Origin of the sequence: Neisseria sp. 74A18, assembly GCF_001308005.1 — a bacterium.
GTDB lineage: Bacteria > Pseudomonadota > Gammaproteobacteria > Burkholderiales > Neisseriaceae > Neisseria > Neisseria dumasiana.
The window spans coordinates 34549-56666 of the sequence record NZ_LGZA01000006.1; the positions used below are offsets into that span (position 1 = coordinate 34549).

Annotated in this window: 24 protein-coding genes; 19 read left to right on the forward strand and 5 right to left on the reverse strand. The window is 50.4% G+C overall.

Annotated features, from left to right (window positions below; translation table 11 throughout):
• Positions 1-186 precede the first annotated feature (186 nt).
• The 3 genes from AKG43_RS03435 (at position 187) to AKG43_RS03445 (ending at position 2928) form a co-directional block, all read left to right on the forward strand.
• On the forward strand, positions 187-771 hold the full coding sequence (locus AKG43_RS03435) for a DUF1415 domain-containing protein (protein ID WP_054599228.1): 585 nt from the start codon (positions 187-189) through the stop codon (positions 769-771).
• A 37-nt stretch (positions 772-808) separates the two neighbouring features.
• Positions 809-1171: a YbaN family protein gene (locus tag AKG43_RS03440; protein ID WP_054599178.1), complete on the forward strand. Its 363-nt coding sequence runs from the start codon at positions 809-811 to the stop codon at positions 1169-1171.
• Positions 1172-1509: 338 nt separating this feature from the next.
• Positions 1510-2928, forward strand: a complete 1419-nt coding sequence (locus AKG43_RS03445; RefSeq protein ID WP_054599179.1) for a sodium:proton antiporter — start codon at positions 1510-1512, stop codon at positions 2926-2928.
• A gap of 60 nt (positions 2929-2988) precedes the next feature.
• On the opposite strand, the gene truA is transcribed toward AKG43_RS03445, so the two are convergent.
• Positions 2989-3801 (reverse strand): tRNA pseudouridine(38-40) synthase TruA, encoded by an 813-nt coding sequence (truA, locus tag AKG43_RS03450; RefSeq protein ID WP_054599180.1) that lies wholly within the window; start codon positions 3799-3801, stop codon positions 2989-2991.
• 261 nt (positions 3802-4062) lie between these two features.
• Between truA and gltS the strand changes: the two genes are divergently transcribed.
• The 16 genes from gltS to AKG43_RS03530 all read left to right on the forward strand — a co-directional run bounded on the left by gltS (position 4063) and on the right by AKG43_RS03530 (position 18105).
• On the forward strand, positions 4063-5304 hold the full coding sequence (gene gltS, locus AKG43_RS03455; RefSeq protein WP_054599181.1) for a sodium/glutamate symporter: 1242 nt from the start codon (positions 4063-4065) through the stop codon (positions 5302-5304).
• Between the two features lie 96 nt (positions 5305-5400).
• Positions 5401-6426, forward strand: coding sequence for a lysozyme inhibitor LprI family protein (locus AKG43_RS03460; RefSeq protein ID WP_054599182.1), 1026 nt, complete (start codon positions 5401-5403; stop codon positions 6424-6426).
• A gap of 206 nt (positions 6427-6632) precedes the next feature.
• Positions 6633-6992 carry a hypothetical protein gene (locus AKG43_RS03465; protein WP_342351500.1) on the forward strand — a complete coding sequence of 120 codons (360 nt, stop codon included), beginning with the start codon at positions 6633-6635 and terminating at the stop codon, positions 6990-6992.
• A 66-nt stretch (positions 6993-7058) separates the two neighbouring features.
• Positions 7059-8084, forward strand: coding sequence for a UDP-glucose 4-epimerase GalE (gene galE, locus AKG43_RS03470; RefSeq protein WP_054599184.1), 1026 nt, complete (start codon positions 7059-7061; stop codon positions 8082-8084).
• A gap of 104 nt (positions 8085-8188) precedes the next feature.
• The gene (locus AKG43_RS03475) at positions 8189-9220 is read left to right on the forward strand and encodes a hypothetical protein (protein WP_054599185.1); all 1032 of its coding nucleotides are present in this window, start codon (positions 8189-8191) and stop codon (positions 9218-9220) included.
• Between the two features lie 56 nt (positions 9221-9276).
• Positions 9277-10500 (forward strand): glycosyltransferase family 4 protein, encoded by a 1224-nt coding sequence (locus AKG43_RS03480; RefSeq protein WP_054599186.1) that lies wholly within the window; start codon positions 9277-9279, stop codon positions 10498-10500.
• Positions 10490-11287: a glycosyltransferase family 2 protein gene (locus AKG43_RS03485; RefSeq protein ID WP_054599187.1), complete on the forward strand. Its 798-nt coding sequence runs from the start codon at positions 10490-10492 to the stop codon at positions 11285-11287. The genes AKG43_RS03480 and AKG43_RS03485 overlap by 11 nt, the downstream gene beginning before the upstream one ends.
• A 24-nt stretch (positions 11288-11311) precedes the next feature.
• Positions 11312-12376 (forward strand): dTDP-glucose 4,6-dehydratase, encoded by a 1065-nt coding sequence (gene rfbB / locus AKG43_RS03490; RefSeq protein ID WP_054599188.1) that lies wholly within the window; start codon positions 11312-11314, stop codon positions 12374-12376.
• The gene (rfbA, locus tag AKG43_RS03495; RefSeq protein WP_054599189.1) at positions 12373-13251 is read left to right on the forward strand and encodes a glucose-1-phosphate thymidylyltransferase RfbA; all 879 of its coding nucleotides are present in this window, start codon (positions 12373-12375) and stop codon (positions 13249-13251) included. The genes rfbB and rfbA overlap by 4 nt, the downstream gene beginning before the upstream one ends.
• Entirely contained in the window at positions 13244-14128 is an 885-nt protein-coding gene (rfbD, locus tag AKG43_RS03500) for a dTDP-4-dehydrorhamnose reductase (RefSeq protein ID WP_054599190.1), read from the forward strand. Before rfbA ends, rfbD begins: the two co-directional genes overlap by 8 nt.
• A 40-nt stretch (positions 14129-14168) precedes the next feature.
• Complete coding sequence (gene rfbC / locus AKG43_RS03505; RefSeq protein ID WP_054599191.1) at positions 14169-14711, forward strand: dTDP-4-dehydrorhamnose 3,5-epimerase; 543 nt, start codon at positions 14169-14171, stop codon at positions 14709-14711.
• Between the two features lie 76 nt (positions 14712-14787).
• On the forward strand, positions 14788-15840 hold the full coding sequence (locus tag AKG43_RS03510) for a glycosyltransferase family 4 protein (protein ID WP_054599192.1): 1053 nt from the start codon (positions 14788-14790) through the stop codon (positions 15838-15840).
• 16 nt (positions 15841-15856) lie between these two features.
• Complete coding sequence (gene gmhB / locus AKG43_RS03515; RefSeq protein WP_054599193.1) at positions 15857-16435, forward strand: D-glycero-beta-D-manno-heptose 1,7-bisphosphate 7-phosphatase; 579 nt, start codon at positions 15857-15859, stop codon at positions 16433-16435.
• A 23-nt stretch (positions 16436-16458) separates the two neighbouring features.
• Positions 16459-17193, forward strand: coding sequence for a 1-acyl-sn-glycerol-3-phosphate acyltransferase (locus AKG43_RS03520; protein ID WP_054599194.1), 735 nt, complete (start codon positions 16459-16461; stop codon positions 17191-17193).
• Between the two features lie 43 nt (positions 17194-17236).
• Positions 17237-17416, forward strand: a complete 180-nt coding sequence (locus AKG43_RS03525; RefSeq protein WP_054599195.1) for a hypothetical protein — start codon at positions 17237-17239, stop codon at positions 17414-17416.
• Positions 17413-18105: a M48 family metallopeptidase gene (locus AKG43_RS03530; RefSeq protein ID WP_054599196.1), complete on the forward strand. Its 693-nt coding sequence runs from the start codon at positions 17413-17415 to the stop codon at positions 18103-18105. Before AKG43_RS03525 ends, AKG43_RS03530 begins: the two co-directional genes overlap by 4 nt.
• Before the next feature lie 87 nt (positions 18106-18192).
• Here the strand turns inward: AKG43_RS03530 and grxD are convergent, their stop codons facing one another.
• From grxD to AKG43_RS03550, 4 genes are all read right to left on the reverse strand, one after another.
• The gene (grxD, locus tag AKG43_RS03535) at positions 18193-18501 is read right to left on the reverse strand and encodes a Grx4 family monothiol glutaredoxin (RefSeq protein WP_054599197.1); all 309 of its coding nucleotides are present in this window, start codon (positions 18499-18501) and stop codon (positions 18193-18195) included.
• 73 nt (positions 18502-18574) lie between these two features.
• Positions 18575-19462, reverse strand: a complete 888-nt coding sequence (locus AKG43_RS03540) for a DMT family transporter (protein WP_054599198.1) — start codon at positions 19460-19462, stop codon at positions 18575-18577.
• 39 nt (positions 19463-19501) lie between these two features.
• Positions 19502-20548 carry an N-acetyl-gamma-glutamyl-phosphate reductase gene (gene argC, locus AKG43_RS03545; protein ID WP_054599199.1) on the reverse strand — a complete coding sequence of 349 codons (1047 nt, stop codon included), beginning with the start codon at positions 20546-20548 and terminating at the stop codon, positions 19502-19504.
• A gap of 135 nt (positions 20549-20683) precedes the next feature.
• Positions 20684-21838: an NnrS family protein gene (locus AKG43_RS03550; RefSeq protein WP_054599200.1), complete on the reverse strand. Its 1155-nt coding sequence runs from the start codon at positions 21836-21838 to the stop codon at positions 20684-20686.
• Positions 21839-22118 lie beyond the last annotated feature (280 nt).

A 22118-nucleotide genomic window follows, 5' to 3' on the forward strand; every position in this document is an offset into this window, starting at 1 on the left:
ACACGCATTGGCATCGGCAAAATAGCAGCTTTTTGCCCGCCCGAAGCCGCATCTCTTCCGACAATACCCGTTAATCCGTTTTGACACCCTCTCCACCACCCAATAAATCGGGCGTTATTGTTTTCATTCGGGGTAAAAAACCTTATCATTACAAGTTATTCTCAGATAATGCAGTTTTTAACCGATATGACTATTTGCAACCAAACCGTAATCGAGCACACCCGCCAATGGCTGGAAAAAGCCGTTATCGGTCTCAACTTGTGCCCTTTTGCCAAAGCCCCTTATGTTAAAGGGTTGGTGAGGATTGAAGTCAGCAGAGCCAAACATCTCGACGGTTTTCTCGAAGATCTCGACCGCGAACTGCAATTATTGGGCAGCACGCCCCCCGAAGAGTTGGAAACCACTTTACTGGTGCACCCCGATTTATTCGGCGATTTTCTGCTATTTAACGATATGCTTGATTTTGCCGAGCAGGCGGTGGCGGATAACGGTTTGGAAGGGATTATTCAGATTGCTCCGTTTCACCCCGAATTTCAATTTGAAGGCACTCAAGCAGACGATATTACTAACTATACCAACCGTTCGCCTTACCCTACCCTGCATTTAATCCGCGAAGACAGCATCAGCAAAGCGGCCGAAGCATTCCCCGATGCCGAAGCGATTTTCGGCCGCAATATGGCTTTGCTGCGAGAAATGGGGCATCAAGGCTGGAACGATTTAAACATTGCACGTTGCCCCTTCGATAAGCATAACAACAAACACAAACGCTGAAACCTTTACTCACTCACAACACAACATCAAGAAAAACATGATATTACGTCCTCTATTCTGGCTTTTCGGTGCGATTGCGCTGTTATTGGGCATTATCGGCATCTTTCTGCCGATTCTGCCCACCACCCCGTTCGTGATTCTGGCCGCCGCCTGCTGGGCGCGTGCTTCACCGCGTTTCCACCGCTGGCTTCACCAACACCGCTTTTTCGGCCCGATGGTCAAAGATTGGGAAGAACGCCGCGCCGTACCGCGCCGTGCCAAATATTTCGCATTCAGTATGATGGCCTTTTCTTGCTGCCTGATGCTGTATCAGTTTCCCGAACGCTGGTGGGTTGCCGCCGTTTCGGCCGTATTCTGCTTCTGCGTAGCCGTTTGGATGTGGCGTCTGCCCGATGCCTGAATAGGTATATTCAACCAAGGGATTCGCACTGGCTTGCCGACATTTTATGCCATGATTGTTTTCAGACGGCCTGATTGCTGAACAGGCCGTCTGAAAACACGCTGCGGCAAAAGCTGACACACCCGCATCTTTCATTTACAATTTGCCCCTTTCGTAGCCGGAAAATCGGTGGATACACACCATTCAAAGTGTGTTTAACCATCAACATGCGGCAAAACCGATATGGCAAACGGTTGCCTTACCGCTATGATTCATCGAAGCCTTAGGTTTCGGCCGTGCGCGGCAGTTTTTTCCCGCCGTGTATTTCGACGACCCTCCACCATAAGGAATAATAAATAATGCGATTATCCACCGCACTTCTTCCCCTGCTGCTTGCGCCGGCACCTGCGATGGCAGCATCTCTCGACGGTGCCACACTCAGCCTGATGTGGGGCATCCCTTTCGTTCTGATTCTGCTTTCCATTGCCACCGGGCCTTTGCTGTTTTCACATACTTGGCACCACCACTTCGGCAAAATCACTGCCGTTTGGACTTTGCTGTTTTTGATTCCGTTTATTTTCGTATTCGGTTTCGGCGAGGCCGTTCATACCGTTGCCCATGCTTTGGTGGCCGAATATATTCCGTTTATCGTGCTGCTGTTTGCCCTCTACACGATTTCAGGCGGCATTTTGGTGTGGGGTAATCTGCACGGCAGCCCCCGCCTGAATACGACCATTCTTGCCATCGGCACGGTGCTGGCTTCGATTATGGGGACGACCGGTGCGGCGATGCTGCTGATCCGCCCGATTCTGAAAGCCAACGACAACCGCAAACACAAGGTGCATGTGGTGGTTTTCTTTATTTTCCTCGTGGCCAACATCGGCGGAGGTCTGACTCCGCTGGGCGATCCGCCGCTGTTTTTGGGCTTCTTGAAAGGTGTTGATTTCGGCTGGACCGTGCAACACATGATGGTGCCGGTGCTGATCAGCTCCGTATTGCTGCTGATTCTGTTCTACCTTGTAGACAGCTATTTCTTCTCCAAAGAAGATGAAATCCTGCCTAAAGACCCTTCGCCCGACAGCAAACTGAAAATTTTCGGCAAATGGAATTTCCTGCTGCTGGCCGGCGTAGTGAGTGCGGTATTGATGTCGGGCTTATGGAAACCCGACCACCCCGGCATCAATGTTTTGGGCACTCCCTACCTGCTGCCCAACCTGTTGCGCGATATTATTCTGGTTGTGTTGGCTCTTATTTCGCTTGCCATCACCGCCAAACAAGTACGGGCAGGTAACGAATTCAACTGGGATCCAATTCTCGAAGTGGGCAAGCTGTTCTTAGGTATTTTCATTACCATCGCGCCTGTAATTGCTATTTTGCAGGCAGGTGAAAAAGGAGCGTTTGCCGGATTGATTTCGCTGGTGCACAACGAAGCGGGTGATCCTATCAACAGCATGTATTTCTGGATGACCGGCATATTGTCTGCCTTCTTGGATAACGCGCCCACCTACTTGGTATTCTTCAATATGGCCGGTGGCGACGCCCAAGCATTGATGAGCGGCCCGCTGTTCCACACTTTATTGGCTATTTCAATGGGTTCGGTGTTTATGGGCGCATTGAGCTATATCGGTAACGCGCCGAACTTTATGGTGAAAGCGATTGCCGAGCAGCGCAAAGTCAACATGCCCAGCTTCTTCGGCTACATGGCTTGGTCTTTCGGCATTCTTGTACCACTGTTTATCCTGCACACTTTAATTTTCTTTGTGTGGGAATTGCTGTAACACTGCTTATATGTTTTAAACACAGAGGCCGTCTGAAATCATTCAGACGGCCTCTGTGCTTTACCACAACCATTCGGGCGGTTGTGGCGTTGCCACCCCCCATTCCGGCGGATAGTCCACACCGGTCAGATACAAACCGTCCGGCATCAGAGTGGGCGGCGCATAAAGCCTGCTGCGTTTTTCCATTAACGCTGCAAAATCTTCCACACTCAACCGCCCGTCGCCCACATACACCAGCGCGCCCATAATATTGCGTACCATATGATGAAGGAAGGCATTGCCGTGCAAGTCTAAAGTCATCAAAGCAGGGCTGCCTTTGAGTTCTGCACTGTAAATGGTTTTAACCGGCGATTTGGCTTGGCACTCAGCCGCTCGAAAACTGGAAAAATCATGCTCGCCCACCAATAAAGCCGCCGCTTTGCGCATGTTATCCAAATCAAGTTGGCGGCACACCCAGCCCACCCTTCCCTCCAATAAAGGGCTGCGCACGGCCGAAGACTGCAATACATAACGGTAACGGCGGCCGAACGCATCGAAACGGGCATGAAAACGCGCATCTACCGGTTGGGCATGCCACACGGCCACTCCCTTAGGCAAATGAGCATTCACACCCCGTATCCATGCTTGGGCGGGACGCTTTGCCGACGTATCGAAATGCACAACTTGCGCCGTTGCATGAACCCCCGTATCCGTCCGGCCTGCCACCACCGTGTGTATCGGCTCTCCGGCTATACAACTTAAGGCGTATTCCAAAGATGCCTGTACCGTAGGCACACCCTGCACCTGTTTCTGCCAGCCGTAAAAAGCTTCGCCGTTATAAGAAAGCATCAGCACCCAGCGTTGGGAAAATCGAGAAACCGTTTCTTGAACCATAAAACCCTAATAACGCACTTAAGCGGTTTAAATGCGTAAAATGTAAAAACACGCAAGTATAGCGGAAAAAGCAGATGGCGATTAAGGCGGGTTTTTAAGGCGCTCAACATTTTTCCCCATAAAATACATCTCAAACCAAGCTGTTAAAACTAAACCTATCTTTGACAAACCTTAACTCTTCCCCTAATATCAGCAAGCTAACCCGCAGGCAAATTTTTGTATGTGGTTTGATTTTTATGGTTTTACCGGAAAGAAAAATTTATGGAATGGGTATTTAACAGTTATTACACACTGATTGCCGCTACCATTGTTTTGCTGGTTGGCAAAATAATGGTAAACAAAATCAAAGTATTACAAAATTTCAACATCCCCGAACCCGTCGCCGGCGGCTTGGTTGCCGCCATCATCCTATACGCTTTACACTCTTTTTACGGTGTCAGCTTCAAATTTGAAAAACCGCTTCAAGATACCTTTATGCTGATTTTCTTCAGCTCCATCGGTTTGAGTGCAGACTTTTCCCGCCTTAAAGCAGGCGGCCTGCCTTTAATCATCTTTACCGCCATTGTCGGCTTTTTCATTTTCATTCAAAACGCCGTCGGCGTCGGCTTGGCCACCGCACTCGGTCTCGACCCCTTGATCGGCTTGATGACAGGTTCCATTACCCTCACAGGCGGTCACGGAACTGCCGGCGCATGGGGCCCTGACTTTGAGAAAAATTTCGGCTTAACCGGCGCAACAGGCTTGGGCCTTGCCGCCGCAACATTCGGCTTGGTGGCCGGCGGCTTGATCGGCGGCCCGGTATCCCGCCGTCTGATCAACAAAATGGGCCGCCAACCTTTGGACGAAGCCAGCATCAAAGCTCAAGAAGCCGCTTATGACGACGACGATCCCGGCAAGAGCACCGAAGATTTGTTTGAGCATGCCGAGCAAACCCGTCTGATTACCGCCAGCTCGGCGATCGAAACCCTTGCCATGTTTGCAGCATGTTTGGCTTTTGCCGAAATCATGGACAGTATCGACAAAGAGCACCTCTACGATTTGCCCAAATTCGTTTGGGCGTTGGGCGGCGGTGTGATTTTGCGCAACATCCTAACCATCGTATTCAAATTCAATATGTTTGACCGTGCCATCGACGTGTTCGGTAACGCCTCTCTGTCGTTATTCTTGGCCATGGCACTGCTGAACCTGAAGCTGTGGGAACTGACCGGCCTGGCAGGCCCCGTAACCATCATCCTGCTGGCACAAACCTTGGTTATGGTGCTTTACGCCACCTTCGTTACCTATGTATTGATGGGTCGCAACTACGACGCCGCCGTATTGGCGGGCGGACATTGCGGTTTCGGTATGGGTGCAACCCCCACGGCCGTTGCCAATATGCAGTCGATTACAGAACGCTTCGGCGCATCACACAAAGCATTTTTGATTGTGCCGATGGTAGGTGCTTTCTTTGTTGACTTAATCAATGTGATTATCCTTACCGGTTTTGTAAACTTCATCAAATAAACTGAAAGCAAACTAAAAAGCACCTGCAACAACCTTACCCGTTGCAGGTGCTTTTTGCTATGATGCCGTCTGAAATCCAATTTATGAGGTTTGAAAATGTATAAAAAACTACTCACTTTATCCCTGCTCGCCACCGCACTTGCCGCATGCAGCGACGACGCGCCCGTTCAACAAACCAACAACACACTTGAATGCAGCAACCCTGCCGTTGCCCACAACATCCGCACCAACATCCAAGAAATCATCAAACAAGAAGCTCAATCCTACGCACGCAAAGACAGCCGCCAGTTTATCGACCCCGATAAAATCATCGCCGCCGCCACCCAACTGAATATTTCGCTGGATAATCCGCGCACAGAACAACGCAACGGCAACACCGTTTGCACCGCCGGCTTGAATATCCGCATTCCCACCGATATTCTCAACACTGCGCAAACCAACAGCCCGCTGCTGTACAGCAACCGCACCATCAGCCAACTGATGCAAGAACGGCTTACCGGCGGTCAACTCACTTACGACGACAAAGGCGGCTTCTCACACCCCCTATCTTATACACTCGCCCATTCAGACGGCCAAACCACCGTTAATTACGAAGACAACGGCATCACCGTAGCCGCACAAAACATCGCAACCGCCCTCATTCCCTACGGCATCAAAAGCATCCTGATGATAGACGGCAAAGCAGTGCAGCTTAAAGATGCCCTCAATGCCAACAACCAACCCTATTCCGACCCGCCCCAAGCCGACCCCGAAGACATTCTCGAGAACAATGCCGCCAGCAACGCCTTCGATAACCAAGAAGAAGCCTCTCCGCCCGAAATACTCAGCCCCGAACCCAAGCGCACAGAAATCACATTCTCTGCCAACGAACTCGAGCAGGCCAAACAAAACAACCAAGCGGCAAACAACGAAATCAACCGGCTTTGGAACAACATGGAACAGCCCGTTCAAAGAGAATTGCTAAGCGAACAACGCAGCTGGATTCAAAGCAAAACCAACCATTGCCGCCAAGCAGCCGCCCAAGCCGAAAGCACCTTGCAAGCAGAATACCTGCGCCTGCAATGCGACACCCGCATGACGCGCGAACGCAGCCAATATCTGCGCGGCTACACCATCCACTAACCCACTATTCTTAAACTGTGTATCAGGCCGTCTGAAAAACATTTTTCAGACGGCCATTTAGTACATAAGCCCCGATACTACATAAAATAATCAACAACATTACCGCCATTCATAGTAAAATTTCCAACATGCACTACGACCATATAACTTTCCATACCGAAGAAAACTACCCATCTGATTTGCCGAAAGAAAATGCAGCAAATCACATGGGTTATTATTATAAATGGGCCGTATCTCAAAACCTCCACAGCCCCGAAGCAGAAGCATTGCCCCGATTTACAGAACTGCAAAACGGCATCCTTTCCGGCGCAGAGTTCGTTCTAACCCAACTGGGCGGCGGCATAGACACCACCTGTTTCAACGATCTGGGCAACCGCTTCACCCAATACTACTATCATGATGAAGACGAAGGCTACGGCAATTTTATGATCGACTACTTTCTGGCTTTAGGCATTGAAACAGAAGAACACTTTTATCACACCCAAAACACCCGTGAGAATCAGCAGATTTTGAACCGGGTTTTTCAGACGGCCTTTGAAGAATGGCAAGACAGCCTAAAATCCTAAACCCCTAATATAAATAACAAAATAACATTCATTACAAACATTACTCATTTATCCGACGGAATAATTATGGCGACTATATTAGTAACAGGAGGTACTGGATTTATCGGCTCCCACACCGCAGTTTCTCTTGGAGAGGCAGGCCACGAAATTGTCATCATCGATAACTTGTCTAACTCGTCTGCCAATATCCTGCCCCGCCTTGAACACATTATAGGCAGCCCTGTTCGCTTTTATCATGGGGATATTCGAGATAGAGCGCTGCTCAAACAGATTTTCAACACCCATAAAATCGAAGCCGTCATGCATTTCGCGGGCTTAAAAGTCGTAAATGAAAGCATACAAAATCCACTCGAATATTACGATAACAATGTATATGGCAGCTTGGTATTATTTGAAGAAATGAGTAATGCCGGGATATTCAATATCATATTCAGCTCGTCGGCGACTGTTTACGGAGTACCTTCCCGAATGCCGGTAACAGAAGCCATGCCAACAGGCGCCACAACCAACCCATACGGTCAAACAAAACATATTGTAGAAAAAATACTTCAAGACATGGCTGCGGCAGACCCGCGTTGGAGCGCCGTTATATTGAGATACTTTAACCCTGCCGGAGCTCATGAAAGCGGATTGATAGGCGAAAACCCAAACGGAATACCCAACAACCTTCTTCCTTATATCTGCCAAGTCGCATCAGGAAAACTCAAACAACTCAGTATTTTCGGCAACGACTATCCAACTTCGGACGGCACCGGGGTGCGCGATTATATTCACGTCGTCGACCTGGCAGAAGGCCATCTGAAAGCCATGCAGGCAAAGCAAAACCAACCGGGTTTGCATATTTATAATTTAGGTACCGGCCGAGGCTATTCCGTGCTGGAAGTCATCAAAGCATTTGAAAAAGTTTCAGGTATCACCATTCCCTATACCGTCTGCAAAAGGCGCGAAGGGGATGTTACAGAATGTTATGCAGACACAAAAAAGTCAGAAAGAGAATTAGGGTGGAAAGCCAAGCGCAACATCTACGATATCATGCAAAATGCTTGGAAATGGCAAAAAAACTTTGCTAACGGGTGCAGCGGTTCCAATTAACCCCCGACCTTTTATCCGTGGATATCGCGATTATTTCACGTTACTCCGAATAACTCGAAAATAATCATTTTTTTATACTCTACAAAACACTTTTGGCTATTTTTATGAATAAAACAGTTATTCTTGCCGTTCCGTTCCTTTACGGCCTTGATCAGTGTATAGAAAAAAATTTACGCCATCACGGATACAACGTCATCAATCTTTGCTATGACGACAGGGATACATATTATCCTACGCTTAAAAGCCGCTTACTCTCTGCTTATCATAAACACATTACCCAAAACAGCGACTACAAAAAGAAACTAAGATTTGATGTTTATCAAAACGATATTCAAGCCAAACTTGCCGCACTAGGAAGCAATAAAGCAGACTACGCTTTATGTATCAGGGCCAATATCTACCCTAAAGAAATTATTGAAAAAATCAGATTTCACAGTAAGGTATGTATCAACTACCAATGGGACGGCATCGACAGATTTCCTGACATTTTAGATTACTTGCCTTATTTTGATCGCTTTTTTGTTTTTGATAAATCCGATGTAGAAAAATATCCGGAACACCGCTTTCAGACGGCCTCGAATTTCTATTTTGATTTCCCTTTAGATATTACCGAAACCGTATCAAATAAACTGTATTTTCTTGGGGGATATGAGCAAAAGCGCGAAAAAGAAACAAAATTATTCATAGATTTCGCGCGCTCAAACCATTTACCACTCGATTTCCATATTTACTGTAAAGATGACCGTGCTAAAAACTTATTTGGTTCAGACGGCATTAACTACCTAAACCGTGAAACCGTCTTAAGCTTTACAGACAACTTAAAAAAATCAGCCACATGCGGAGTAATAGTCGATTTCGTCAGCCCCGACCATAAAGGATGCTCCTTCAGAATATTTGATGCTCTCAATTACAATAAAAAATTAATCACAACCAATCCCACGGTAACAGAATATGACTTTTACCATCCGGATAATATTTTTGTTTGGGATACTCGAAACAGCGATGAAATCAAAAGCTTTTTAAATAGGCCCTATCAAGAAATTGATTATCGCATTAAAGAAAAATACGGGTTCAAGCATTGGTTGGATCGTCTTTTACACCATGAACCGCAAAACCAAACCGAAAAACAACCATAATGGTTTGATATATCATACATACGCTTAACTCTGATACTTTTTAAACGGCAACCTTTATGCGCAGTAAAAAAATAGCTTTTTTATATGAAGTGTTTCAATTTAAAAAATTATTGAAACAAATCCATTCAAATGTCGAGCAAGCCGATATTATTTTTTTCTTCCCTGCTTATCACTTAGGTGGTGCCGAGCGGGTGCACGCAGATATTTTGGAAACATTTTCTCAATATAAAACTTGCTGTTTCATTACTGAAAAATCTAAAAATGATTTTCTAAAAGAAACTTTTTACCAATATACCGATATTATCGAATTGGGCGCGTTCCGCAGCTTAGTATACAAATGGTATGCAAAAAAAGTTGCCGGATTAATCAACCGTAAGAAAAAAGCCATTATTTTCGGTTGCAACTCCTCGTTTTTTTACAGAGTGCTCCCTCATGTGCAAAACCATATAAAGGTGGTTGATTTAGTTCATGCGTTTTCATTTGAATATCCCTGGGCTGCTGAAAAATTAAGCCTTCCGGTTTTGGAAAAAATTGATACGCGTATTGTTTTAGGAAAAAAAACGTTCGATGATTTCAAACAACAGTACCGTGAAGAAGGAAAAGACGAAAATCTCTTATCGAGGATTATGATTATTCCCAATAAAGTCGATACCCCCGATACTTTTCCACAAAAGCCCGACAACCCCAATCTAAAAGTATTGTTCGTAGGCAGAAATTCATCCGAAAAGCGTCCCGAAATATTTTTGGAGATTGTAAAAAAATCCTATTCATTACAACTACCGGTAGAATTTACTTTAATTGGCGATTTCGATGAGTTTCATGTTTCCTACCCCAATCTTCACATTGCGGGCAGCATCAAAGAAAAAGAGAAATTGAACCAATATTATCTGGAAAGCGACTTATTGTTGATAACTTCATGGCGTGAAGGTTTTCCAATGGTTATTTTAGAAGGAATGGCTTATGGTGTCGTACCCGTTTCAACCAACGTGGGCGAAGTGCCGGAATTCATCAATGATAAAAACCAGAATGGCTGGATCATACAAGACGATTCCATCCCTCTGTATCTCAACAAAAAAACGGTTTCATTAAACGATTTCATGCCTTGTGTGGATAAATTCATCGAATGTATAGCGCAATCGGCAAAAAACCGTACCCAATTAAAAATATTTCAAATGAATGCCTATCAATCGGTTAAAAGGGATTTCTCCGCAGCTGCCAATCGTAAAGCATATCTAGATATGATGGCTATTAATGGATTAGATAAAAAATATGAAGCTTAAAAAACGTCTTCAACAACAGTTTTGGCAATCTTTAGTAGCCCAAAAGTTAAAAAGAACTTTACTCAAAAACAACAGACAAATTCCTGTAATCATTGTGTCATACAACAATGGGGCATATGTTGAAAACATAGTATCCCAAATGAACCGGTTCGATATTATTCCTATTGTTATAGATAATAAATCCACACATAAAAAATCTTTGCAAATTCTGTGTCAGTTACAAAATGACCAAAAGGCAGATATTGTTTTCAGCCCTTATAATTTCGGCCATTTGGTCGGTTTTACAGGAAGAATTTATGAAGCGTTACCCGAAGTGTTTGCTTACAGCGACCCCGACTTAGAACTTTCACCCGATCTGCCGCATAATTTTCTGGAAATATTGGCAGATTTAACCAAGGAATTTTCAGTATATAAAGCAGGCTGCGCTTTATCTATGCCTCCCCAATCAAGCGATAATAATCAAGCTACACAATTCATCCATAGAAAACAAAAAAAACCATTTGCTTATCCGCAAAAACCATTCACACCTGCGCAATGGGAAAAACAATTTTGGAGATTTAAGATCGAGCATCCAATATGGGAAGTTTATGCCGCCAAACTGGATACCACGTTTGCCGTATACAGAAAAAGCAATTACCAATATGATTTTTTAGATGCTGTAAGAGTAGCCGGGGTATTCACAGCTGTTCACCTGCCTTGGTTTCCCGAATCCGACATAATGTGCGCCGAAGATAAATTAGAATATTTCAATAAAAACGAATCTGCGACTTGGAAAAATCAGTCATAGCTAAATGATTAAGAGATAAGAAACATGAAACTCCTCATTACCGGCGGAGCCGGCTTTATAGGCTCCGCAGTTATCCGCCACATCATCAACCACACTCAAGACAGCGTGGTCAACCTTGATAAGTTGACCTACGCAGGCAATCTTGAATCTTTGGCTTCGGTTGCAGACAACCCGCGTTATACATTTGAACAGGCAGATATTTGCGACCGCTCTGCGCTTGAGCGGATTTTCTTTTACCATCAACCGGATGCCGTTATGCACTTGGCCGCGGAAAGCCATGTCGACCGCTCGATCGACGGGCCGGCGGCGTTTATTGAAACCAATATCGTCGGCACTTATACCTTGTTGGAGGCAGCGCGGACATACTGGCAAAACATGCCGTCTGAAAAACAGGCGTCGTTCCGTTTTCATCATATTTCTACCGACGAAGTGTATGGCGATTTGCACGATACCGACGATTTGTTTACCGAAACCACGCCTTATGCGCCTAGCAGCCCTTATTCCGCTTCCAAAGCCTCCAGCGACCATTTAGTAAGGGCATGGCGGCGCACTTACGGCTTGCCTACTTTGATTACCAATTGTTCCAACAACTACGGCCCTTATCATTTTCCTGAAAAACTGATTCCACTGATGATTCTGAATGCCATCGGCGGCAGGCCCTTGCCCGTTTACGGCAACGGCTTGCAGATACGCGATTGGCTGTTTGTCGAAGATCATGCGCGGGCTTTATATGCCGTGATCACACAAGGGAAAATAGGGGAAACCTATAATATCGGCGGCCATAACGAAAAAACCAATCTCGAAGTGGTGCAAACCGTCTGCAAACTGCTGGAAGAATTGATGCCCGAAAAACCCGCCGGGATTCGAGCCTATGAAGATTTGATCACCTTTGTCGAAGACCGCCCCGGCCACGATGTGCGTTATGCCATTGATGCGGCCAAAATCAACCGCGAACTTGGCTGGAAGCCTGAAGAAACTTTTGAATCGGGTATCCGTAAAACCGTAGCATGGTATTTGAACAACCGCGGCTGGTGGCAACGTGTGCTCGACGGCTCCTACCGGCTCGAACGCTTGGGAGTGGCAAAATGAAAGGGATTATTCTCGCAGGCGGTTCCGGCACACGGCTTTACCCGATTACACGCGGCGTATCCAAGCAGCTTTTGCCCGTGTACAACAAACCGATGATTTATTACCCTTTATCGGTTTTGATGCTGGCCGGAATCCGCGATGTGTTGGTGATTACCACGCCCGAAGACAACGCCGCTTTCCGCCGCCTTTTGGGAGACGGCTCCGATTTCGGCATCCGCATCGATTACGCCGAACAGCCCAGCCCCGACGGTTTGGCTCAGGCTTTCATCATCGGCGAAACCTTTATCGGCAGCGATAAAGTATGCTTGGTGTTGGGCGACAATATTTTTTACGGCCAATCGTTTACCCAAACCTTGCAGCAGGCTGCCGCGCGCGAATCGGGGGCAACGGTTTTTGCTTATCAGGTAAAAGACCCGGAACGCTTCGGCGTTGTGGAATTCGATAAGACATTTAAAGCTCTGTCTATCGAAGAGAAACCGCAAAAACCTAAATCGGATTGGGCGGTAACCGGCCTCTATTTCTACGACAACCGCGTTGTTGATTTTGCCAAGCAGGTTAGGCCGTCTGAAAGAGGCGAACTGGAAATCACCAGCATCAACCAAATGTATCTCGAAGACGGCTCGCTCAACGTGCAACAACTCGGCCGTGGTTTTGCCTGGCTCGACACCGGCACGCACGACAGCCTGCATGAAGCTTCTTCGTTCGTCAAAACCATCGAGCATCTGCAAAACCTGCAAGTGGCCTGCCTTGAAGAAATCGCGTGGCGCAACGGTTGGCTTTCCGACCAACAACTCGAAACGTTGGCAGCTCCGTTGTGCAAAAACGATTACGGCCTTTATCTGATGCGTTTATTGAAAGCCCGTGAACATGGCTAAATTTTTGATTACCGGCAAAAACGGTCAAGTCGGCCATTGCCTTACCCGCCTGCTCGCCCAGCGTTCCGACCAAGTGTCGGCTCTTCATTCCTCCCAGCTCAACATTACCGACCGCGATGCTGTTTTTCAGACGGCCTTAAGATTCCGCCCGGACATTATTATCAATGCGGCAGCTTATACTGCCGTAGATAAAGCCGAAAGCGACAGTAATCGGGCGTTTGCCGTCAACCGCAACGGTGCGGCATATTTGGCCGAAGCCGCCCAAGCGTGCGGAGCGGCCATCATCCACCTTTCGACCGATTATGTGTTTGACGGGCAAAAACAGCAGCCCTACTCCGAAACGGATACCCCCTCTCCCCAAAGTGTTTACGGAGCAAGCAAACTTGCCGGAGAACAAGCCGTTCAAGCCGCATGTTCCCGCGCCGTGATTATCCGCACTTCATGGGTGTTCGGAGAACACGGCCACAATTTCGTTAAAACCATGCTCCGGCTAGGAAAAGAACGCGATACCCTGAATATTGTCGGCGACCAATACGGTGCGCCCACCTACGCCGGCGACATTGCCGCTACCCTGATACACATCGGCCGCCGCTTATCCCAACAAGACCACGGTTACGGTTTATACCACTATTCGGGCAGCCCTTATGTCAGCTGGTATCAATTTGCCCAAGCTATTTTCGATGCGGCCGCAGCACAGGGTCTGCTCGATCGGATACCGGAGCTCATCGAAATCGACACAGCTTCCTACCCTACACCGGCAAAACGCCCTGCCTGCTCCCGCCTGAACACCCATAACATTCAGACGGCCTTTGGCGTTCAACCCAGCAACTGGCAGGCTGCCCTGCATGATTTGCGCCCATATATGCCTGCACCTTAACGATGCCGTCTGAAAAATTCTTTTACCCGACCACACCGATATGAACATCATCTCCACCGCCATTCCCGACGTAAAAATTCTCGAACCCAAAGTATTCGGCGACGAGCGCGGTTTTTTTATGGAAACCTTCCGCGACCAATGGTTTAGAGAAAACGTCTGCGACCGCACTTTTGTGCAGGAAAACCATTCCAAATCCGCCGCCGGCGTTTTGCGCGGCCTGCACTACCAAACCGAAAACACGCAAGGCAAGCTCGTGCGGGTGGTGGCGGGCAGCGTGTTTGACGTGGTGGTGGATCTGCGCCGCTCATCGCCCACTTTCGGCCGTTGGGTCGGAGCGGTGCTTTCGGCAGAAAACAAACGCCAACTGTGGGTGCCGGAAGGCTTTGCCCACGGCTTTTATGTACTGGGAGACAACGCGGAATTCGTGTATAAATGCACCGATTACTACAACCCGCAAGCCGAGCATTGCCTGCTGTGGAACGACCCTTCTGTGAATATCCGCTGGCCGCTCACGGACGAGCCGCAACTGTCGGCGAAAGATACGGCCGGCAAAACGCTTGCCCAAGCCGTTGTTTTTGAATAATGTCGGTATTTCCTTTTCAGACGGCCTCATCCGCTCTGAGGCCGTCTGAACATTTATGTGAATCATTGTGAACCTTATGAACCCTATCGCCATCAGCATCAACCGATTCAACCGCGGCGGCGGCATGGAAAGCTACACCTTCGACATCGTCCGCGCGCTGGCCGCACAAAATATACCCGTTCGCGTTTATGCCTCAAGGTTCGACACTTCCCTGCCCGAATACGCGCAAATCGACGCGCAAACCGTTAATCAGAAACGCATTCCCAAAAAACTGCGTCCGTTTTTCTTTGCGCGCCAACTGCAAAAACTGCGCCGCAGCGGCGAACGGCTGATTGCCTGCAACCCCGGCGACCACGCCGATATTTTCGTCTGCGGCGGCACGCATCTGGGCTATTTGCGCGGAATGCAGCAGCAAACCACCCTGCTCGACAAACTCACCATCCGCCGCAACCGCACCAATTACCGCACCGCCCAATCCATCATGGCGCATTCAGCTTTGATGCAGCGCGAGCTGGTCGAACTCTACGGCGTGAACCCGAACAAAATCCGCGTGGTGTATCCGCCCGCCGATACCGCACGCTTTTCTCCCGCCCGGCCGGAAGATATTGCCGCCCTGCGCCAAAAATACGGTTTCGGCGAACATGAAACCGTGTTCCTCTTCCCCTCCACCGGCCACAAACGCAAAGGTTTGGATATGCTGGCAAACTTTTTCGAGCATACCGAGCTGCCGGTAAAACTCGCCGTGGCCGGTTCGCCGCTACCCCGCCCGATGAACAATGTCATCGAACTCGGCTTCTGCAAAAACATGCCCGAACTTTACCGCGCCGCCGATTTCACCATCATGGCCTCGTTGTACGAACCTTTCGGCTTGGTGGGTGTAGAATCCGTGTTGAGCGGCACGCGCGTGGTGTTGGCCGACAACATGGCCTGCACGGAAGTGATGAACGACCACGCCGGTTTCTTCTTCTCTCGTGCGCGCCCCGAAACACTGACTGCCGCCGTGGAACAAGCAGTCGCCCTCAAACAGAGCGGCACGCACAAACTGGCCGACCCGCAACAGGCATTAACTTACAACCCTTCTTTAGAACAGCACATTACCGAGCTTCAAGCCATGCTTAAGGCCGTCTGAAAAAGGTATCCGAACCATGAAACTGATTATTCTCGACCGCGACGGCGTGATTAACCACGACCGCGACGACTTCGTAAAATCCTGCGACGAATGGGTGCCCATCGAAGGCAGCATGGATGCCATTGCCTTCCTAACCGAAGCAGGCTACACCATCGCCGTGGCCACCAACCAATCCGGCATCGGCAGAAAATACTTTACCCTGCAAGACCTTACCGAAATGCACACCAAAATGCACCGCTTGGTACAACAGGCCGGCGGCAAAATCGACGGCATCTGGTTCTGCCCGCATCTGGCCGACGACAACTGCGGCTGCCGCAAACCCAAGCCCGGCATGATTACCGACATCATCGAACGTTTCAACGCCGATGCCGCCGAAACTTGGCTGGTGGGCGACAGCCTGCGCGATTTGCAGGCGATTGACGCAGTCGGCGGCAAATCCGCGCTGGTGCTGACCGGCAAAGGCAAAAAAACGCTCGAAAACCAAGGCGACGACCTGCCCGAACGCACGCAAATCTTCGACAACCTGCTGGCTTTTTCGCAATACCTGATGCAGGAAAACGCACGCCAGCAGGCGGCAGAACATCAGGCCGTCTGAAAACCCGTTAAAGAAAGCTCCCGATGCTCTATATCCGCAACCTGATTTACTGGCTGGTATTGGTATTGATTACCCCGCCGATGTTCACCGTTATCATTCCCGCCGCCCTGATTCCCAAAGGTGCCAACCACGTCGGCCGCGCTTGGGCGTTGATACTGATGTGGATGCTCAAACACATCATCGGCCTCAAATACCGCGTGGTCGGCCGTGAAAACATCCCCGACCGCCCCTCGATTATTTGCAGCAAACACCAATCGGGCTGGGAAACGCTCGCTTTTCAAGAAATCTTTCCCCTGCACGTTTTCGTGGCCAAAAAAGAACTGTTCAAACTGCCCTTCTTCGGCTGGGGCTTGAAACTCGCCAAAACCATCGGCATCGACCGCAGCAACCGCACCCAAGCCAACCGCCAGCTGATGGAGCAAGGCTTGGCGCGTAAAAAAGAAGGCTTTTGGATTACCATTTTCCCCGAAGGCACACGCCTGCCGCCCGGCACGCGCGGCAAATACAAGCTCGGCGCCGCACGCATGGCGAAAATGTTCGAGATGGATTTGGTGCCCGTTGCCCTCAACAGCGGCGAATTTTGGCCGCGCAATTCGTTTTTGAAATACCCGGGCGAAATCACCATAATCATCGGCACACCCGTTGCCCACAGCAGCGGCACACCCGAAGAGTTGATGGCCCAATGCGAAAACTGGATTGAAAGCCAACAGGAAAAAATCGACGGTGCCGGGCCGTTTGCCGCCAAAAAGGCCGTCTGAACATTTCAGACGGCCTCCACACCCAACAACATCATACCAACCCATGAACAGCGACACTTATTCCGCCCTCATTTTCGCCGTGCTGGTTACCCTGATCGGCGGAGCCTATTTCAACCGCAGTCTGCGCGATGCAGGCGTGCCGACCAACGCCCGCACCGCCCTGCTTGCCGGCGGAGCCGCCATGATTATCGGCTGTGTGCTCTATTATCTCGGCCTGATTTGACCATGCAGCTTGCCCACACCCTTTCAGACGGCCTCGACATCACGCTCCATCTGAAACGCAGCGCCAAGAAAAACATCATTTTGCGGCCGCTGTCGGCAGCCGCTATCCGCATCAACATTCCGCCTTTTCTGAGCGAACGGCAACTGCGTATGTGGCTGCAACACAACGAGTCGCTGATTCTCCGCACCCTCCGTCACACGCCGTCCACACCCACGCCGCAAACCACACCCGAACACATTTGGTATCGCGGCCAACCCCACCAACTCCGCACCCACGCGCAACACCACATCAGCCACCAACCGCCGTACTTTCTGCTACCGGAGCAACCGTGGGCGCAGCAAAAAACGCATTTACGCCGCTTTCTCACCGAACGCGCCGCCGAAACCCTGCTGCCGCGCTTGCAGCAACACGCCCACACCCTGCAACTCTTCCCCGCCGCCACCGCCCTGAGCAACGCCAAAACCTTTTGGGGCGTGTGTCGGCAGCGCACCGGCATCCGCCTGAACTGGCGTTTGATCGGCGCGCCCGATTTCGTGATTGACTATGTGTGCGTCCACGAACTTTGCCACCTTCCCCATCCCGACCACAGCCCGCGCTTTTGGGCGCTGGTCAACCGCCACACGCCCCATACCGATACCGCCAAACAATGGCTGAAACAACACGGCAACGAACTGTTTTTGCTGGATTAAGCCACCCTACGCCCGAATACAAAGAAGCCGTCTGAAAAACTTTTCAGACGGCCTCCAAACCGATGATTCAAAACACCGGCGCGTTCATTACGCTTTCAATGCCTCTTGCAGCTCACCGGCTTCATACATTTCCATCATGATGTCCGAACCGCCGAGAAACTCGCCGTTTACATACAATTGAGGAATGGTCGGCCAGTTGCTGTATTCTTTAATGCCTTGGCGCACCGCGTCGTTTTCCAACACGTTTACCGTTACAAAATCTTCGCAGCCCGCAGCCTGAAGAAGCTGCACCGCACGCGAAGAAAAGCCGCATTGCGGAAACTGCTTGGTACCTTTCATAAACAGCACCACGCGGTGGGTGGTTACGACTTCTTTGATTTGTTCTTGAATGCTCATCTCAATTCCTGATTCTAAAATAAAACGATTAAACGCCTGCATTATACGCGGTTTGAAAAAAGATACGTTAAGCTTATTTGCGGTTGCTCAGCATAATCCCGCCGAAAATCGCTGCGATGCCTGCCACATGGTACACCTGCAACGTCTCGCCCAAGAGCGTTACCGCCAGCAGCGTGCCGAATACGGGCATCAGATAAATGCTCAAACCTGCACCCACCGCGCCCAAGCGGGCGATGGCGGCGGTGTAGCATAAATAAGCCACCACGGAAGGGAAAATGCCCACATAGGCAAAGCCAGCCAGCGAACGCAGGTTCCAATTTACCGCCGCGCCGCCGGCCTGCTCCCACCACCACAAAGGCAGCAGCACCAGCAAGCCCAGCATAATCTGCACGGCGGTCAAACCCGTGCGGTTGATTTCTGCGGGTATTCTCTTCATCCACAATGTGTAAAACGCCCAACACACCGCGGCGGCAAACACCCATAAATCGCCGGGGTGGAAACGCAGCGCCACAAGATTGTCCATGCTGCCCTGCAACACGACAACCAACACGCCCGACAGCGACAACAGCAACCCTGCCGTCTGAAAACGGTTCAGCCGCTGCCCGTAAAACACCGCGCCGATCAGCATAATCAACACGGGAATGCACGAATTGAGCAGCAAAGCGTTGGTGCTGGTGGTCGTGTGCAAGCCTGCATACACCAGCGTGTTAAACGCGGCAATGCCTGTGAGCGCCGTTGCCGCCACCATTTTTTTGTGCTGGAAATACAGCGCCTTATCGCGCCGCATCGCCGCCCAAGCAAACGGCAGCAGAATCAGCAGCGAAATCACCCACCGCCCAAACGACAAGGTAAACGGCGGAATATCGTTACGCACCGCCCGCGCCACAATCACGTTCCCCGACCATAACAGCGGCGGGGTGAGCAGAAACGGCAGGTTTTTCAGCAGGGAAGGTTTCGACATAACGGGCTGAGAATCAAAGTGGGCAAAACGTCATGCGGGTTACGGCAGCAGCGGCGCGTTACCCAAGCCTGCGTTTTCTTCAAAACCAAACATGATGTTCATATTCTGCACGGCTTGGCCGGCCGCGCCTTTCACCAAATTATCAATCACCGACAACACAATCCACACGTCACTTTGCGGCGCCTGCTGCACGCTGATGCGGCAGAGGTTCGCCCCGCGCACGCTGCGGGTTTCTGGCGTGCTGCCCGAAGGCATGATGTCCACAAACGCACTGTCGCGGTAAAAATCGCTCAAGATATCGTACGGGTCGGAGCCGTCTTTCAGATGCAGATACATGGTGGCCTGCATGCCGCGTATCATCGGCGTGAGATGCGGCACAAACACCAGCCCGTCGGCCACGCCGTTTTGCAGGCCGCTGATGGTTTGCTTGATTTCGGGCAGATGGCGGTGTCCGCCCACGCCGTAGGCTTTGAAATTGTCGCCCGCTTCGCACAACAGCGTGCCCACGTTGGCCTTGCGCCCCGCACCCGATACGCCGGATTTGCAGTCGGCAATCAGCGGCATGTTTTCTTTCAGACGGCCTGCTTTCAACAAAGGCAGCAAGGCCAGCGAAACGCAGGTCGGATAGCAGCCGGGGTTGGCCACCAAACGCGCTTTTGCCACTTCGGCACGGTTCATCTCGCTCAAACCGTACACCGCCTCGGCAACCGTTTCGGGGCTAGCGTGCGTCATGCCGTACCATTTTTCCCAAGTGGGAATGTCTTTGATGCGGTAGTCGGCCGACAAATCCACCACGCGCACGCCCTTAGCCAACAGCTCCGGCGCTTCTTTCATGGCTACGCCGTTGGGCGTGGCAAAAAACACCACGTCGCACGATGCCAAATCGGCATCATCGGGCGTTTGGAACACCAAGTCATACACACCGCGCAGGCTGGGAAAATAATCGGCCACCGCAATACCCGCCTCGCCGCGGCTGGTTACGGCACAAACATCGACATGGGGATGGGCAGACAAAAGGCGCAGCAGTTCCACGCCTGTGTAACCGGTTGCGCCGACAATACCCGCTTTCATTTTTTGATGCGACATGATGTTCCTCTACTTAAACCAAGGTGTTTTTATCAAGCCGCCAGTTTAAGCGCAAACAGGCCGTCTGAAAAGATTGGTTCAGGCTGTTTTATCTTTTCAGACGGCCTCATGTTCAAACGGAAACTCAAGCACACGTTAGCCCGGTTTGCCGTCCGCCCGCGGCGCCGTCAGCCACGGAATATACCGCCACGCATACAGCAACAACGACGCGGCAAACAAAGCGGCCGACAAGCGGATGCTGTGCGTATAAGCCGTACCGCCCACAAAAGCCGCCAGCGCGCGCACCAGCGTTGCCCCCACCATCAGCCAAAACGCCAAAGTCATCGGCGAAGGCGCCGGATAAATCGGATGCCCCGTGTGGCCGAGCGCCGTCCGCGCCATCATGCCCACCGTCAGCAAACCGATGCCGCCCACGCCGATCAAGTGCGCCCCCAAACTCAGATAAACCGGCACCCATTGCGCCACGCCCACCACCATCAAGCCCAGCGCCGTAAACAGATAGCCTGCAAACAAAATCCACAACATCGGCTCGCGCAGCACCTGCTTGTGCCACCAACGGAACAGCTGCACCAAATTAACCACGCCCGCGGCAAACGCACACAGCCCCACCAGCGTAAAGGCCGTCTGAAAAAGCATCAGCACCGCCGCCAGCATAGGCAGCACCAAAGCCGACAAAGCCACCCACATCGGCGAAGACACCTGCGGAATGCCCAAACGCTTGGCCGTGAAAAACGGCATAATCCGCATCCCCACCAAGCCGATAAAACCGGCCACCATAATCAAACCCGCCAGCATACCGTTCAGCAGCGCCGCCGCCTGAAAAGGCTCCAGATAGAGATGAAACACAGCATGGGTAAGGCCGAACACCGCCAGCGCCACCACGGCAATATAGTTGCGCGAATTTTTGCTTTCGACCACCGGAATCGCCATACACACCGCCGCATACCCAAAAAACAGCGTTCCCAACACCCCGCTGACTGCCGCGCCGTGCGGAAAATACATCGCAATGCGCGCCAGCAGCCAGCAGGCCGTCAAGCCAAACAAAGCCGCACCCCGCGTAGGCGGCCGGCCTGTCCACGTTGCTACTGCCGTCAGCAGAAAGCCCACCACCACCGCACCGGCATAACCCCAAATCATTTCATGCGCGTGCCAAAAAAACGAAGGCATGTCTGCCGTACCCTGATAACCGAATCCCCACAGCAATATCGACACGGCACCAAACACAGCCGCCAACGCATAAAACGGGCGGAAAGCCATTGCCCACACAGGATGGGAAAACAAGGTTTTCATGGTAAGTTCCTTTTATATAAGTTTGAGACCTTTGCAAAGCCGCCAGATGTGGATGCAGTTCAAGGCGTAGCAGCACAGCGAGTGCAGACATATCATATAGATAGGCAAACGAGCGGGCAGCGCACAACGCAGAAATGCGCCGCAGATGGGGGTTTTGCAAAGGTCTCCAGTTTTATATCAGTGATCTTCACATACCAAAACGCCGGACAAGCATCCAATCAGCCGCGTCTAAAAGATTGCCGCCCACCTTGCCAAAATATTGTTCAGACGGCCATCCTAC